Below are 14,931 nucleotides of genomic sequence, written 5' to 3' on the forward strand. Positions count from 1 at the left end.
CCAAGTGGCCTGCAAGGGAGTTTTACAGGCGCGCGGGAGCTAAGGTTTGCGTTTGCGCAATAGGCATGTGGATGCGTGTCCGCGCGCCACAGTCGGAACAAAAAAAAGGCGGTGATTGCTCACCGCCTCGCGTCAGGATGCCTGCGTCAGCTTAGAAGAACTTGTAGCTGGCGCCCAGTTTGAAGTAGCGGCCGATGGCGCCGCTGGCATCCATCGGGTTGTAGCTCATGCCGCCATAGGTCAGCGGGTCGAGCGGGGCGATCTTGTCGGTCACGTTGTTGATCGAGGCAAACAATTGCAACTGTTTGTTGACGTTCCAACGGCTAGACAGGTCGAGCGTGGTGAACGAGGCGAGCTTGCAACCGTTCGGCGCCGGGGTGCCGTCGGCCAGTTTGGAGGAGCAAGGAATGCCCTCAAACTTGATATTTTTCATGTCTGAACGATAGTTCAGCACGCCGCTGACGTTCCAGTTGCCCAGGTCCCACGAGCCGGTGAGATTGATCTTGTCCTTCGGCGTGCCGGCGCAGTTGGAGGTATCGCAATTGCCATGCGTGCCGGCGAACTGGTAGCGCACGGTGGACGATTCGGCCCGCACCCACGAGGCGATGTGGGTCCAGGTCAGGCCGAACGTGGCGCGGCCGTAGTCGCCCAGGCGCACGCGCTGCTTGATGTCCAGGTCGATACCCTTGATCTCCGTGAAGCTGGAGTTGCGGTACGGCGCCTTGGTGATCAGCAAGACGCCCGTGTTCGGCACCACCACGCCATTGATGGTCAGGTTGCTGTCGGAACGGATGGCGGTCGGCAGGGCGGCCGCTTCGTTGTACGGCAGGGGATTGATCTCGTTTTCGCGCTTGATCTTCCAGCCATCGAGCGACAGGCTGGTATCGTTGAACGGATCCCACACGATGCCCAGGGTGTAGCCCTTGGATTTTTCCGGCTTGAGGCTGGGGTCGCCGACCTTGACGGCCGCCACCTGCAGTTCGCAGTCGCTGGCATTGGCGCCCGGCAGGCGGGTGCCGCCCGGGCAGCGCACGGGATCGCTTACGGTCGCGGTGCCCGTCGATTGCGAATCGGCATTGCTTTCGGCCGGGCCCGGCGCGCGGAAACCTTCCGAATACGTGCCGCGCACGGCGAAGGTTTTCAGTGGCGTCCACTTGGCGCCCAGTTTCGGCGTGGTCGACGAGAAACGGTCGTATTTGTCGTAACGCAAGGCGCCCGACAGTTCCACCGTCTTGAAGACGGGCGCCAGCACTTCCAGGAACACGGCCGACACCTTGCTGTCACCCTTGGCCGCCACGTAACTGGCGTTGATGGAACCGTCTTCCGTGCCAGTCAGCGATGGATTGTCGAGCTTGTCGCGGCGGTGTTCCGCGCCCACGGCCAGGCCCAGGGCGCCGCCCGGCAACTGCATCAGCTCGCGCGAGGCCTTGACGTCGATGATGTCGAGCTTGGTCGTCGAATCGGAGGTGGCGTTGGTGACCATGGCCGCGTACAGCGAGGCCGGATTCTTGCCCGCCTGTGCACCGATGTAGTAGGGGAAATGCTTGCTGGCCGGACTGGAATCGCCCAGGGCATCCCTGACGACGTTCATGTTCAGCATGTTGCTGTAATCGAGGTGCAGCTTCGATTCCGAATGCGTGTAGCCGGCATCGTAGTCCCAGCCCATGGCATTGCCCTTGACGCCGAGCACGATGCGGTTGAACTCGTTGTTGGCCTGGCGCGTGCTGGGGCCGACGTCGAAAGCCTGGTAGCGCACGCGCACCGGCACGCCGTACGGATTTTGCGGGTGCTTGGCGGCCAGCACAATGGTGGTGCCGGCACCGGAACCGTAGTTGACGACGCCAGTCGGGCTGGTGGCGTTCGGCGGGAAGGCGACCGTGGGCGTGACCGATGGCGGTATCAGGGTAAAGGCCGTGTCGCGTTTCGAGTAGCCCGCTTCCGCGTATACCTGGGTGTCGGCATTGACTTGCCAGGTGCCGCGCGTGTACAGGTTGACCGATTCGATCTTCGGCTGCATCGAGCGGAACTGGTCGTGGTGCCACACGCAGCCGCCTTTCGGATCTTGCGGTGAAGACACTGACAAGGTGGAGCAGCCGGGCAGGGAGACATAGTTGTTGGTGACGGGGTCGCGGATCAGGCCTGTCGGCGAGGGATTCGCATCGTTGTTGCTGTTGATGTAGCCTCCGGCGAACTGGGTGTTGATCGCATAGCCATACGGGCGCAGGTCGCCCTTGCCTATCCATTTGCGCCCGGCGCGGTCGCTGTTCATCAGCATGTCCGATTTGCTGTATTCGGCATTGACGACGACATTGAATTTATCCGTGTCGAGGTTGCCCTTGCCGAAGGTCAGCGAGGCGCGGTGCTGCTTGGCGTCGCTGTCGCCGGAGATACCCGTGTCGGCCTTCAGGGTCAGGCCTTCGAAATCCTTGCGCAGGATGATGTTGACGACGCCGGCGATGGCGTCCGCGCCATACGTCGACGAGGCGCCGTCCTTGAGGATTTCGATGCGCTCGACGATCTGCATCGGCACGGTGGACAGGTCGGTAAAGCTCTTCTGGCCGTCATCGGCGCGCGCGAACGGCGCCATGCGGCGGCCATTGAGCAAGACCAGGGTCGAGGTGGCGCCCAGGCCGCGCAGCGAGATGGCCGTGGAACCGGCGGCAAAACCGTTGCCGAAGCCCGTCGGCAGGGAGCCGGCGCCGTCGGCGGTCAGGGTTTGCAGGTATTCGGCCACGGTGGCCTTGCCCGATTTCATCAAGTCGTCGCGGGTGATGAGCTGTACCGGCGATGCGGTCTCGGCCGTTGCCCGTTTGATGCTCGAGCCTGTAATTTCCACACGTTGCACATTGGCGTCTTGTGCCATTGCCGGCGCAGCCATGATGCCAAGGCTGAGCGCTGCCACGCTACCCGAAAAAATCAGGCGTACGGAGCGGGATATCACTGTTTCCATCATCATTCTCAGAACTCCGAAAGTGTGCTCGGCCGGCCTGTGTGCGGCACAGCTTTGCCAGGGTGATAAAGATTGCTGCGTCGGCAATCGCTGTGGGTCAAACGGCATATCGTGCGTTGCCGTGATTGATAAGACCATTTGACGGGAAACCCTGTCAACGCGCACACATGCTTTTTCGGCATGGAAACAACAGTGTTTTTTATAATGTCGACTTGTTTCAATATTTGCAATTATTTCAATGTTGCACTGCGCCGCATATTTTCCGTACTGCCATAAAAACAGCTGTCATTCGGGGCCGTAAGGGTTATTACCAAGGCGTTTTGTCATGGTGGCGAGCTGCCTTTGTTGCGCTGCGGAAGATTCTCCCCGTGATCGGGCAGCCGTGGCTGCGTGCCACGCCAACACTGCGGCTTTTCGCCCGGCGGACAAAATATGCGTTATCGTTACGCCTTTTTCCAGCGCGCCTGCATGCGGACGGGGCTGGCGATGAGCAAGGCATAGATCTTGCGTGGATGGACTGGTTTTGGCGGTGGAATCCTGTATCCCAGGGGGAAGCCAGTACAGGCGCACCAATGCGGTGCGACAGATAATCGAGATGAAGGGTATTACATGAAGTCACCATGGATGCGGCGCGTGGCGCTGCTCGCCTGCCTGGCCACCCTGCCGCTGGCGGCCGTTGCCGCCGATGCCGCCCCTGCCGCGGGCGCGCCGGTGAAAACCTTGCGCTATATCCTGCCGGCCGCCGAGACGGGCTTCGATCCGGCCACCGCGCGCGACCTGTATTCGAACCACATCACGCAGGCCGTCTTCGACACCCTGTACACCTATGATTACCTGGCGCGTCCCGTGAAGGTGGTGCCCGGCGCGGCCGCCGCCATGCCGGAAGTGTCCGCCGACGGCAAGACCTACACCATCCGCCTGAAAAAAGGCATCCTGTTCACGCCGGACGCCGCGTTCGGCGGCAAGCGCCGCGAACTGACGATGGCCGATTACGTGTATTCGTGGAAGCGCCTGTTCGACCCGCGCCTGGCTTCGCCGCACAGCTGGCTGTTCGAAGGCAAGGTGGTGGGCCTCGATGATCTGGCCAAGGAAGCGGCCAAGTCGAACAAGCTCGACTTCAACAAGAAGGTGGCCGGCCTGGAAATCCTCGACCCGTACACCTTGCGCATCACGCTGACCAAGACCGATTTCAATTTCCCCATGATCCTCGCCTACGTGCCGACAGCCGCCGTGGCGCGCGAAGTGGTGGACAAATACGGCGACGTGAAGGGCGAAGTGGGTTCGAATCCCGTCGGCACCGGCTATTACACCCTCGGTGAGTGGACGCGCGGCAACCGCATCGTCCTGAACCGCAACCCGCAGCACTTGCCCGAGACGTGGAACTTCATGGCCGGCGACGATCCGGACGACCAGCGCATCGTGCGCCAGATGCAGGGTAAACGCATTCCCGCCATCGACCGCATCGAAATTTCCGTGATGATCGAAGACCAGTCGCGCTGGCTGTCGTTCCAGAGCGGCGGCACGGACGTGTTCTGGCTCGATGGCCCGCTGGCGCCGAAAGCGCTGCTCAACGGCAAGCTGCGTCCCGAGCTGGCGGAGAAGGGCGTGCAACTGTCGCGCCTGCTCGATCCTGAAATCAGCTATTACTACTGGAATATGGAAGACCCGACCCTGGGCGGCTTCAGCAAGGAAAAGATCGCCCTGCGCCGCGCCATCGCCATGGCGCACAATATCGACGAGGAAATCCGCATCATCTGGAATGGCCAGGCCAAGCGTCTCGACTATCCGATACCGCCCGGTGTCGTAGGCTACGATCCCCACTACAAATCCCTGCTGCAATACGATCCCGTGCTGGCCAACAAATTGCTGGATAAATTCGGTTACAAGAAGGGCGCCGATGGCTGGCGTACTTTGCCGGACGGCAAGCCGCTGCTGATCCGCTACGCTTCGCGCAACGAAGCCAATGGCGTGCTGCAGGCGGAAATGTGGCGCAAGACCTACAACTCGCTGGGCATCCGCATGGAAAACGACCGCATGATCTTTTCCGACATTTTAAAGACGGAAAAGCAGTGCAAGATGCAGACGCGCACGGCGCCCTGGCTGGCCGACTATCCGGACGGCGACAACTTCATGCAGCTGTTCTACGGCCCGAACACGCACCAGAACAACAATGGCTGCTACCAGGATCCCGAATACGATAAATGGTACGCGGCCAGCCAGGCCATGCCGGCCAGCCCCGAGCGCGACGAGCTGTTCCACAAGATGGCGCGCCGCCTGGAAGTCAATGCGGGCGCCCTGATCGGCTATGCGCGCTACCGCAACATGCTGGCGCAAAAGTCGGTGCAAGGCTACAAGAAGCACCCGATCCTGTTCCAGGAATGGGCGTACATGGATATCGACAGCAGCGGTGCGCCAGTGGCTACTCCGGCTCCCGCCACTAAATAAGCGCAGCTTATAACGACAAGGAATCATTATGTTTGCTTATATCCTGCGCCGCCTGTGGCAGATGCTGCCCACCATGCTGGGCGTGGTCCTGCTGGTGTTTATCCTGTTCAACTGGGTCGGCGGTGACCCCGCCTACATTTTGGCCGGCAAGATGTCGAGTGCCGAAAGCATCGCCAACATCCGCCGCCAGCTCGGGGTCGACCAGCCGTATTACGTGCAACTGTGGATCTTCATCAAGCAGATCGTCACGTTCGACTTCGGCCAGAGCTGGGCCACGGGGGAATCCGTGTCGCACATCATCACCTCGCGCCTGGGGCCGTCGATGATGGTCTTGATTCCGCTGACCGTGCTGGAAACGTTTTTTGGCGTGGCGCTGGCGCTGGCCATCGCGTTTGTCCGCGGTTCGCTGACGGACCGCGCCGTCATGATCGCCTGCACGGTGGGCATGTCGATTTCCATCCTCGTCTACATCATCGTCTTCCAGTACGGCTTCGCCTATAAACTGGGCCTGTTCCCCGTGCAGGGCTGGGGCGACAGCTTCTGGGAAAACCTGCTGCGCTATTCCACCCTGCCGATCCTGATCGGCCTGGCCGTCTCCATCGCACCGACCCTGCGCCTGTTCCGCACCTTCGTGCTGGACGAGGCGAACCAGGATTACGTGCGCACGGCGCGCGCCAAGGGCCTCAAGGAAGGCCGCATCATGTGGGTGCACGTGCTGCGCAATGCCGGCATTCCCATCATTACCTATGTGATGTCGAACTTGCCGGCCCTGCTGATCGGCGCTTTCCTGCTCGAGCGCTTCTTCGGCATCCCCGGCATCGGGCGTGAAGTGATTCTGGCCGTCGAGCGCAGCGACTTTCCGGTGATCAAGGCGATCACCGTGTATGTTGCCGCCGCCACCATGCTCTTCAACCTGCTCACCGACCTGCTGTACCAGGCGGTCGATCCTCGCGTACAACTGAAGTAGAAAGAGACGATGTCGAAACCTCATACATCGCCCGGCCTGTGGGCCCTGGCGTGGCGCCGTTTGCGCGGCGACAAGATTGCAATGGTATCGCTGGCCGTGGTCGGCGCCTTTTTCCTGCTGGTGCTGGCGTCCGCCAGCGGCCTGGTGGCCTCGAACTGGGAAGACGAAGTGGCCGTCAGCTATGCGCCGCCGACCTTCGTGGGCGCCGACAAGGACGTCGCCGCCGATGGCGCGATGCCCGTGACGGACGAGCGCAGCGCGCCGACGCCCGTCAACGTGCTCGATCCGCTGGCCGACGATATCGCCGAACTGCGGGCCCAGATGGGCAGTAATCCATCGGCCGGCGTCGAGATGTACGGCGTCACGGACCCGCTGGCCGACGACTTGACGGCCTTGCGCGCCGGCATGGGCAAGGCCAAGAAACTCGTCACGCACAAGGCGGCAACCCTGCCGTTCGGCGCCGACAAGTGGGGTCACGACATCCTGCAGAAAACCATCAAGGGCGGCGAAACGTCGATCGTCGTGGGCCTGGTGGCGGCCTTGCTGGCCGTGGTGCTGGGCACCATCTTTGGCGCCGTGTCCGGCTACTTCGGCGGCGTCGTCGATGACTTTTTCAACTGGTTCTACAGCATTTTCACGTCGATCCCATCGATCCTGATGATCTTGACGGTGGCGGCCGTGCTGCAACAGAAGGGCGTGCTGACCATCGTGCTGATCCTGGGGCTGACGGGCTGGACGGGGCCGTACCGTTTGATACGCGCCGAATACATCAAGCACAAGGCGCGCGAATACGTGATGGCGGCAGACGCGATAGGCGCCTCGCACTGGCGCAAGATGTTTTCCCACATCTTCCCGAACGTGAGCCACGTTGCCTTGGTGCAAATGTCGATTCTGGTCGTGGGCTTCATCAAGGCGGAAGTGATTTTGAGCTTCCTCGGCTTTGGCGTGCCGGTGGGGACCGTCTCGTGGGGCAGCATGCTCAACGAGGCACAAAATGAACTGATCCTGGGCAAATGGTGGCAGCTGACCGCCGCCGCCACGGCGATGGCCGTGCTGGTGACGGCGTTCTCGCTGTTTACCGATGCCTTGCGCGATGCGCTCGACCCCAAAGTGAAATAGGAGTTGCTCATGGACCAGAATAACCTGTTGGAAGTGCGCGACCTGCGCGTCACCTTCCGCCTGGACAAGAAGACCACGTTCGAAGCCGTCAAGGGCATCTCGTTCAATGTGCCGCGCAACAGCACCGTCGCGCTGGTGGGCGAATCGGGCAGCGGCAAGTCCGTCAGCTCGCTGGCCGTGATGGGCTTGCTGCCGCCGGATAACACCATCATAGCCCCCGCCTCGAGCATCCACTTCGGCGGGCGCGACCTGCTCAAATTGTCGATCGCCGAGCGGCGCACCATGTGCGGCAAGGATATCTCGATGATCTTCCAGGAGCCGATGTCGTCCCTGAACCCCGTGTTTACGGTCGGATTCCAGATCGCCGAAGTGCTGCGCCAGCACATGGGCATGAACCGCAAGCAGGCGCGCGCGCGTACGCTGGCGCTGCTGGAAGAAGTGGGCATTCCCGACCCGGCCACCAAGATCGACGCCTACCCGAGCCAGATGTCGGGCGGCCAGCAGCAGCGCGTGATGATCGCCATGGCGATCGCCTGCGAACCGAAACTGCTGATCGCGGACGAACCGACGACGGCGCTCGACGTGACGATCCAGAAGCAGATCATGGACCTGATCGCGGCGCTGCAAAAGAAGCATCAGATGTCCGTGCTGTTCATTACCCACGATCTGGGCCTGGTGGGGGAGATCGCCGACCAGGTGATCGTCATGCGCCACGGCGAAGTGCGCGAGACGGGCGAGGTGCGCCAGGTCTTTGAAGCACCGACCGACGCTTATACCAAAGCCCTGCTGCATTGCCGCCCCTCGCTGGATGAGCGCCCGTGGCGCTTGCCCGTCATTGCCGATTACATGGACGGCAAGGCCGGCCCCGGTATTGAAATGCAGCAGCGCACGCGCGGCTACACGCCCGGTGACGAGCCCGTGCTGGTGGTGAATAATCTCAGTAAAAGCTTTTATACGCGCGTAGGCTTGTTCGGCAAGCGCGAGTTCCAGGCCGTCAAGGATGTATCGTTCACTTTGCCACGCGGAAAGACCCTGGGCGTGGTGGGCGAGTCCGGCTCCGGCAAGACGACGGTGGGCTTGACCCTGCTGCGCCTGCACCAGGCAACGGGCGGCACGGCCATGTTCCACGGCAAGGATCTGATCGCCATGCCGAACAAGGAATATTTGCCGTATAAACGCCGCATCCAGATCATCTTCCAGAATCCATACGCGTCCTTGAACCCGCGCTTTACGGTGGGGCAGATTTTGCTGGAACCGATGCGCATTCACAAGATCGGCGCGACCGACCAGGAACGCATCGCCAAGGCCTACTGGCTGCTCGATAAAGTCGGCTTGCCGGAACAGGCCTTCCACCGCTATCCGCACGAGTTTTCCGGTGGACAACGCCAGCGCATCGCCATTGCCCGCTGCCTGACCATGCAGCCGGAAATCCTCGTGTGCGATGAATCCGTGTCGGCGCTGGACGTGTCGGTGCAGGCGCAGGTACTCAATTTGCTGCAGGACTTGCAGGATGAATTCGGCCTGTCCTACATCTTCATTTCGCACGATTTGTCGGTGGTGAAATACATCGCCGACCAGGTGCTGGTGATGCACAAGGGGCAAGTGGTGGAGCTGGCCGATTCGGATGAGCTGTACCGCAACCCCGTGCATCCGTACACGCGCACCCTGCTCAGCGCCATACCCAAGGGCGTGCAGTTGTAAGGGATTTTTTACGGTAAGATAGCGGCCATGCCCAACCTCATTTATCTGCTCGAACATTACGGTGTCCTGATTGTCTTTGGCATCGTGCTGGTGGAGCAGCTCGGCCTGCCGATTCCCGCCTTTCCCATCCTCGTGGTGGCGGGGGCGCTGGCCGTCGATGGCGACATGAATGGGGGACTGGTGCTGGCCGCCGCGCTAAGCGCCTGCCTGATCAGCGACTTCACGTGGTTCCGCGCGGGCCGCCATTTCGGCAAGCGCATCCTGCGGCTGCTGTGCCGTATCTCGCTGTCGCCCGATTACTGCGTCAGCCAGACGGAAGACAAATTCAAGCGCTGGGGTCCGAAAGCCTTGATCGTTTCCAAATTCGTGCCGGGTTTTAATACCGTGGCCGCGCCCATGTCGGGCGCGCTGGGCACGCCGCCGGGACTGTTCTTTCTGTACGCGGGCCTGGGCGCCTTGCTGTGGAGCGGCACGGGCATCGTCGTCGGCGTGATTTTCCATGCCAGCGTGCAGCAGGTGCTCGACTTGCTCAGCACCATGGGCAGCACGGCCTTGCTGATGCTGGCCACCTTGCTGGGCTTGTTCCTGCTGTACAAATTCCTCGAACGCCGGCGTTTTCGCCAGGCCTTGCAGATCGAGCGCATCGGCATCGATGAATTGCTCGAACTCATAGAGCAGGGTGAGGAGCCGCTGATGGTCGACGCGCGCAGCGCCACGGCGCAGGCGCTGGAGCCGGCCGTGCCGGGCGCCTTGTTCTTCAACGGCAAGGAACCGGTGCCCGCCATGATCGCCATGGACAAGGACCGCCACATCATCGTGTATTGCAGCTGTCCCAACGACGTGACGGCCGCGCAAGTGGCCAAGCTGCTGCACCAGCACGGCTTTCACCGGGCCAAGCCCCTGCATGGCGGCCTGGACGCCTGGAATGCTGCCTACCGCTCGGACGAGCCGGCGCCTGCCAGCCTGCTGGGCGAAGGTTTGCCTTCCTGATCCGCCTGATTGCTGGCCGATAGCTGTTGCTTGGTAGCACGCAAGTCGGTAGTAATAATACGAAAACACCGTTGCAGCGCCGCCAGGACGGGAGCGCCGCACCTGCGCCGTTCCATACAAAGCGGCTTTGCGCAAACTCCGGCATACTGTGTTTTCAAGGCGATTCCTGCTGCTATGCAACATGCTTTTCGTGCGTCTGTCGAGTGCAAGCACTTACTATAAATCATTGTTTTCAAGCAATTCTTGCGCTGCCTGTTGCATTTGGAGTGGAACTACCAATAAAGGCTCGTTTTGATGTACTTAAACTACAAACTTTGCTTGCCTCCGGGCGCATTCATCCTTTAAGCTTGGCGTCCCATGCGTCCCACTTCATCATTTAAAATCATGAGCGCTTCGTCTTCTCCCGTACTGCCGACTTCCGCCTTCGCCGATGGACCGCGCCTGCTGGCCGACGTGGGCGGCACCAATGCCCGTTTCGCCTTGGAAGTGGCCGCCGGCCACATCACCCTGGTGGAAGTGTTGCCCTGTGCCGATTACCCGAGCCTGTCCGCCGCCTTGCAAGCCTATTTGGCCCTGCCGCATATCGCAGCCGCCGGCGGGCAAGCCGTACGCCATGCCGTGATCGCCATCGCCAACCCGGTCGACGGCGATTTCCTCAGCATGACGAACCACCACTGGTCGTTCTCGATCCGCGCCATGCGCGAAGAGTGCGGTTTCACGACCCTGGACGTGGTCAACGATTTCACGGCCCTGGCGCGCGCCTTGCCGCAGTTGTCGAACGAGCAAAAGCACCAGGTGGGCGCGGGCACGGCCCGTCCAAACACGGCCATCGGCCTGATCGGCGCCGGCACGGGCCTGGGCGTGTCGGGCCTGATTCCTTCGCATGGCGGCTGGATCGCCCTGCAAAGCGAGGGCGGCCACGTCAGCTTTGCGCCGTTCAACGAAGTGGAAGTGAGCATTCTGCAATTTGCCTGGCGCGAATACGAGCATGTCTCGGCCGAACGCCTGATTTCCGGCGATGGTCTGGAATTGATCTACCGCGCCCTGGCCGACCGCGCGGGCGTGCCGGCCGAAGACTTGCCGGCGGCGGAAATCACGCGCCGCGCGCTGGCTGGTGAATCCCAGCTGTGCGACGACGTCATCGAAGCGTTCTGCTGCATGCTCGGCACCGTGGCGGGCAACGTTGCCGTCACTCTGGGCGCGCTGGGCGGCATTTATATCGGAGGCGGCATCGTGCCACGCCTGGGCGCGCGTTTCGACCGCTCCGGCTTCCGTGCCCGCTTCGAGCGCAAGGGCCGCTTCGCCAATTATGTCTCGCAAGTGCCGACCTTCGTCATCACGGCGCAGTACCCAGCTTTCCTGGGTGCATCGGCCATTCTGTCGGAGAAACTCGCCTCCCTGTGATGCGGGCAGCGGGCGATATGTCGCGCCAGAACCGGGTAAAACGCGTGTTTTGCCCGGTTTTGCGCTTTTCCGCTTTTTATCAGGTACAATTGGCATCGTTGGATGAAACGACGACTGTCGCTCTCCTGTCTGGCTGGTTTGTCGCCACGGGAAAAGCAGCTGCTCCGGAGATCGTTTCATTGCTGGTTACTTAGTGAAGGTTAATTAAGGCCAGCACCATGGATGGCAGGACTTTCACTGCATCCGCTTTAATCCCGCTTTGCGCGCATCGGCCAAGGCGTCGGAAAAACAGCCTCAACTAGTAACCCAGCACGGCGTCATCATCGATGTCTGCCCTCTGTTACGTTGAAATGAACGTTTTTGATTTCTTTCTCTGCATACGAATTGCAACACACATCCGCACAGAATTGCTATGAATACAATTGAGGCTAAAAAAGTCCTCGAAACCGCGTTGCTGTGCGCTCGTGAATCGCTGACGATCCACAGCTTGAAGAAGCTGTTCGTCGATGCGGACGAGAATGGCCGCGTGCGCGGCGTCGGCGTTGGCGCCGATACTATCAAGCAATTGCTGGAAGAGTTGCGCGATGAGTGGGAAGGGCGCGGCATCGAGATCGTCAGTCTGGCGTCGGGCTGGCGCTTTCAAAGCCGCCCGGAAATGAAGATGTATCTCGATCGCATGACGCCCGAGCGGCCGCCCAAGTATTCGCGGGCGACCCTGGAAACCCTCGCCATCATCGCCTACCGCCAGCCGGTGACGCGCGGCGATATCGAGGAAATCCGCGGCGTTGCCGTCAATTCGCAGACGATCAAGATGCTGGAAGACCGTGGCTGGGTCGACGCCATCGGCTACCGCGACGTGGTGGGGCGGCCGGCCTTGCTGGCCACCACCAAGCAGTTTTTGGATGACCTGGGTTTGCAATCGCTGTCCCAGCTGCCGCCTTTGCAGCAAATCAGCGAGATGCAGGGCAATGGGCTCGAAGCCCTGGAAGCGGCCCTGCAAGAAAATTTTGACAAGGCAAGCAATGAGCTTGTCCCCCAGCTTGGTGCAGGTAGCAATACGGCTGTGACAGATATAGATGTGACAGCAAGCCTTGATGCCGGCCCCGATGCTTCGCCCACGGACGAAGCCTACACTCACGACCCTGCGCCAGAACTAACGGTTGACGCTGCGCCAGGTCAGCACAGCCAAGAAACGAAGAATGAATAATCCGAACACACCCGAGACAGTAACCGCCAGCGACGAAGCCATCGTTGCCAAGCCCAAGCGCCGCACCAAGGCTCAGATCGAAGCCGATGCCGCTGCTGCAACTACCGCTGCTGGCGACGCTGTCCCAGCCAAGCCGAAGCGCCGCACGAAAGCCGACGTGGCCGCTGATGCGCCCGTCGCCGCTGCTGAAGTTGAAGCCGCCCCAGCCGTCAAGAAAACCCGCGCCAAGCCAGCCCTGAAAGCCGTGGCCGACGCCGCCGAAGCGGCTGCTGAAGCGGTTGCCGCACCTGCACCGCGTCCGCCGCGCGCCCGCGCCGCCGCCAAGGCTGCTGCCGCCGTCGCTGAAACGGCGCCCGAAGCCGTCGCCGACAAGCCGGCCGAAGCACGTCCGACCCGCGGTCCGCGCCAGATGCGTGGCGTGCAGGCGGAACGCGCGCTGCGCCAGCCGCCGCGCGCGGAAGCACCGCAGGCCGCCGAAGCCGTTGCAGCCGCGCCTGCCGCAGAGCAAGCCGCCGCGTCTGTCGCCGACGTGTTCGATGCCGAAGGCAACCTCGTTTCCGGCCCGCGCCTGCCGCGCGGTCCGCGCAACGACGTACCGGGCGCTGGCAAGAATGCCGGCAAGAGCCGTAAAAAGGGCAAAGGCCGCCAGGCTGCGCCAGGCAAACTCAGCGACGCTGATGCTGTCTTCTCGTTCGTCACCTCCGACGCGTTCGACAGCGAAGAAGGCGGCACGGGCCGCGTACAGAAAGTGGCCGTGCGCCGCGACCTGACGTCCGACGACGATGCGCCGAAGCTGCACAAGGTGCTGGCCGAAGCCGGTCTCGGTTCGCGCCGCGACATGGAAGACCTGATCATTTCGGGCCGCGTGTCCGTGAATGGCGAGCCGGCCCACATCGGCCAGCGCATCTTGCCGAGCGACCACGTGCGCATCAACGGCAAGTTGATCCAGCGCCGCGTCAGCAAGAAGCCGCCGCGCGTCCTGGTGTACCACAAGCCGGCCGGCGAAATCGTCAGCCACAACGACCCGGACGGCCGTCCATCCGTGTTCGACCGCCTGCCGACCATGAAGGCAGGCAAGTGGCTGGCCGTTGGCCGCCTCGACTTCAACACGGAAGGCTTGCTGCTGTTTACCACCTCCGGTGACCTGGCCAACCGTTTGATGCACCCGCGCTACGGCATCGACCGCGAATACGCCGTGCGTACGCTGGGCGAGCTGGAAGAGGGCATGCGCCAGAAGCTGCTGGCCGGCGTCGAGCTGGAAGACGGTCTGGCGCAGTTCTCGAAGATCGCCGATGGCGGCGGCGAAGGCATCAACAAGTGGTACCGCGTGGTGATCGGCGAAGGCCGTAACCGCGAAGTGCGCCGCATGTTCGAAGCGATCGGCCTGACCGTCTCGCGCCTGATCCGTACCCGCTACGGCGCCATGACACTGCCAAGCGGCCTGAAGCGCGGCCGCTGGGAAGAGATGGATGAAAACACCGTGCGCGATCTGCTGACCGCCTACGGCATCGAAAAGAAAATGCCGGCATCGGGCGACCCCCGTGCCGCTGGCGCGGCCAAGGGCCGCGAAGCGCGCAAGGTCGAACGCAAGGACCGCGATGACGAGCCGAATGGCAACCGCATCGATGTGAGCAACCGCAACGCCGATCCGTTCCCGGTCGCGCCGCGTCGTGGTCAGCCGCAAGGCCAGTTTGCCCGTCCGCAAGGCCAGGGCCGTCCAGGCGGCGCCGGCCGTCCAGGCGAAGCGCGTGGTCCTGGCCGCGGCCAGCCGCAAGGTCCGTTCCAGGGTGGCCAGCCCCGCTCGTCGGCATCGTTCGACGGTGCGCAAGGCCAAGGCCAAGGCCAGGGCCGTCCGCCGCGTGCGGCAGGCCAGGGTCAGGGCCGTCCGGCAGGTGGCGGCGAAGGCCGCGCGCCGCAGCGCGGTCCGCGCCAGCCCGATCCGCTGCAAACGGCCTTCGGCTTCGCCAACACGGGTCCGCGCCGCAATACGGGCGGTGGTGCCGGTGGGCAAGCGCGTTCCGGTGGCCAGCCGCGTGGCGGCATGGATCGCGGCGGCATGGATGGCATGCCGCGCCGCCGCAGCAAAGGTTAATCGGGAAGAGTTTCTTCTTGCGCACCCGCCGATCTGCGGCGGGTGCGCGCTCTTGT

The 14,931-nt window shown here is 62.3% G+C and carries 9 protein-coding genes; 8 read left to right on the top strand and 1 reads right to left on the bottom strand.

The annotated features are described in order from the left end of the window. Nucleotides 1–151: 151 nt before the first annotated feature. Nucleotides 152–2,863: a TonB-dependent receptor gene (locus FG13_RS24440; protein WP_235211800.1), complete on the bottom strand. Its 2,712-nt coding sequence runs from the start codon at nt 2,861–2,863 to the stop codon at nt 152–154. A 696-nt stretch (nt 2,864–3,559) separates the two neighbouring features. Between FG13_RS24440 and FG13_RS24445 the strand changes: the two genes are divergently transcribed. The 8 genes from FG13_RS24445 (at nt 3,560) to rluB (ending at nt 14,875) form a co-directional block, all read left to right on the top strand. Next, nucleotides 3,560–5,395, top strand: coding sequence for an ABC transporter substrate-binding protein (locus FG13_RS24445; RefSeq protein ID WP_081922696.1), 1,836 nt, complete (start codon nt 3,560–3,562; stop codon nt 5,393–5,395). A gap of 28 nt (nt 5,396–5,423) precedes the next feature. After that, the gene (locus FG13_RS24450) at nt 5,424–6,362 is read left to right on the top strand and encodes an ABC transporter permease (protein WP_034782513.1); all 939 of its coding nucleotides are present in this window, start codon (nt 5,424–5,426) and stop codon (nt 6,360–6,362) included. Between the two features lie 9 nt (nt 6,363–6,371). After that, nucleotides 6,372–7,481: an ABC transporter permease gene (locus FG13_RS24455; protein ID WP_035825181.1), complete on the top strand. Its 1,110-nt coding sequence runs from the start codon at nt 6,372–6,374 to the stop codon at nt 7,479–7,481. 9 nt (nt 7,482–7,490) lie between these two features. Then, nucleotides 7,491–9,182 carry an ABC transporter ATP-binding protein gene (locus tag FG13_RS24460; protein WP_035825183.1) on the top strand — a complete coding sequence of 564 codons (1,692 nt, stop codon included), beginning with the start codon at nt 7,491–7,493 and terminating at the stop codon, nt 9,180–9,182. A 27-nt stretch (nt 9,183–9,209) separates the two neighbouring features. Next, nucleotides 9,210–10,172, top strand: coding sequence for a VTT domain-containing protein (locus tag FG13_RS24465; protein ID WP_035825185.1), 963 nt, complete (start codon nt 9,210–9,212; stop codon nt 10,170–10,172). A gap of 384 nt (nt 10,173–10,556) precedes the next feature. Then, nucleotides 10,557–11,576 (top strand): glucokinase, encoded by a 1,020-nt coding sequence (locus FG13_RS24470; RefSeq protein ID WP_035825187.1) that lies wholly within the window; start codon nt 10,557–10,559, stop codon nt 11,574–11,576. Between the two features lie 412 nt (nt 11,577–11,988). Then, a complete protein-coding gene (gene scpB / locus FG13_RS24475) occupies nt 11,989–12,783 on the top strand; it encodes an SMC-Scp complex subunit ScpB (protein ID WP_035825189.1) in 795 nt (264 codons plus the stop codon). Beyond that, complete coding sequence (gene rluB / locus FG13_RS24480) at nt 12,776–14,875, top strand: 23S rRNA pseudouridine(2605) synthase RluB (RefSeq protein WP_035825192.1); 2,100 nt, start codon at nt 12,776–12,778, stop codon at nt 14,873–14,875. Before scpB ends, rluB begins: the two co-directional genes overlap by 8 nt. Nucleotides 14,876–14,931 lie beyond the last annotated feature (56 nt).

The organism is Janthinobacterium sp. RA13 (assembly GCF_000745325.1).
In the GTDB taxonomy this organism is placed as follows: domain Bacteria; phylum Pseudomonadota; class Gammaproteobacteria; order Burkholderiales; family Burkholderiaceae_D; genus Janthinobacterium; species Janthinobacterium rivuli.

Excerpts from the sequence above, each read along its gene's own strand:
- rluB (WP_035825192.1), top strand. The coding sequence starts at position 12,776 with ATGAATAATCCGAACACACCCGAGACAGTAACCGCCAGCGACGAAGCC.
- FG13_RS24470 (WP_035825187.1), top strand. The coding sequence starts at position 10,557 with ATGAGCGCTTCGTCTTCTCCCGTACTGCCGACTTCCGCCTTCGCCGAT.
- FG13_RS24440 (WP_235211800.1), bottom strand. The coding sequence starts at position 2,863 with ATGGCACAAGACGCCAATGTGCAACGTGTGGAAATTACAGGCTCGAGC.
- FG13_RS24460 (WP_035825183.1), top strand. The coding sequence starts at position 7,491 with ATGGACCAGAATAACCTGTTGGAAGTGCGCGACCTGCGCGTCACCTTC.
- FG13_RS24450 (WP_034782513.1), top strand. The coding sequence starts at position 5,424 with ATGTTTGCTTATATCCTGCGCCGCCTGTGGCAGATGCTGCCCACCATG.
- scpB (WP_035825189.1), top strand. The coding sequence starts at position 11,989 with ATGAATACAATTGAGGCTAAAAAAGTCCTCGAAACCGCGTTGCTGTGC.
- FG13_RS24455 (WP_035825181.1), top strand. The coding sequence starts at position 6,372 with ATGTCGAAACCTCATACATCGCCCGGCCTGTGGGCCCTGGCGTGGCGC.
- FG13_RS24445 (WP_081922696.1), top strand. The coding sequence starts at position 3,560 with ATGAAGTCACCATGGATGCGGCGCGTGGCGCTGCTCGCCTGCCTGGCC.
- FG13_RS24465 (WP_035825185.1), top strand. The coding sequence starts at position 9,210 with ATGCCCAACCTCATTTATCTGCTCGAACATTACGGTGTCCTGATTGTC.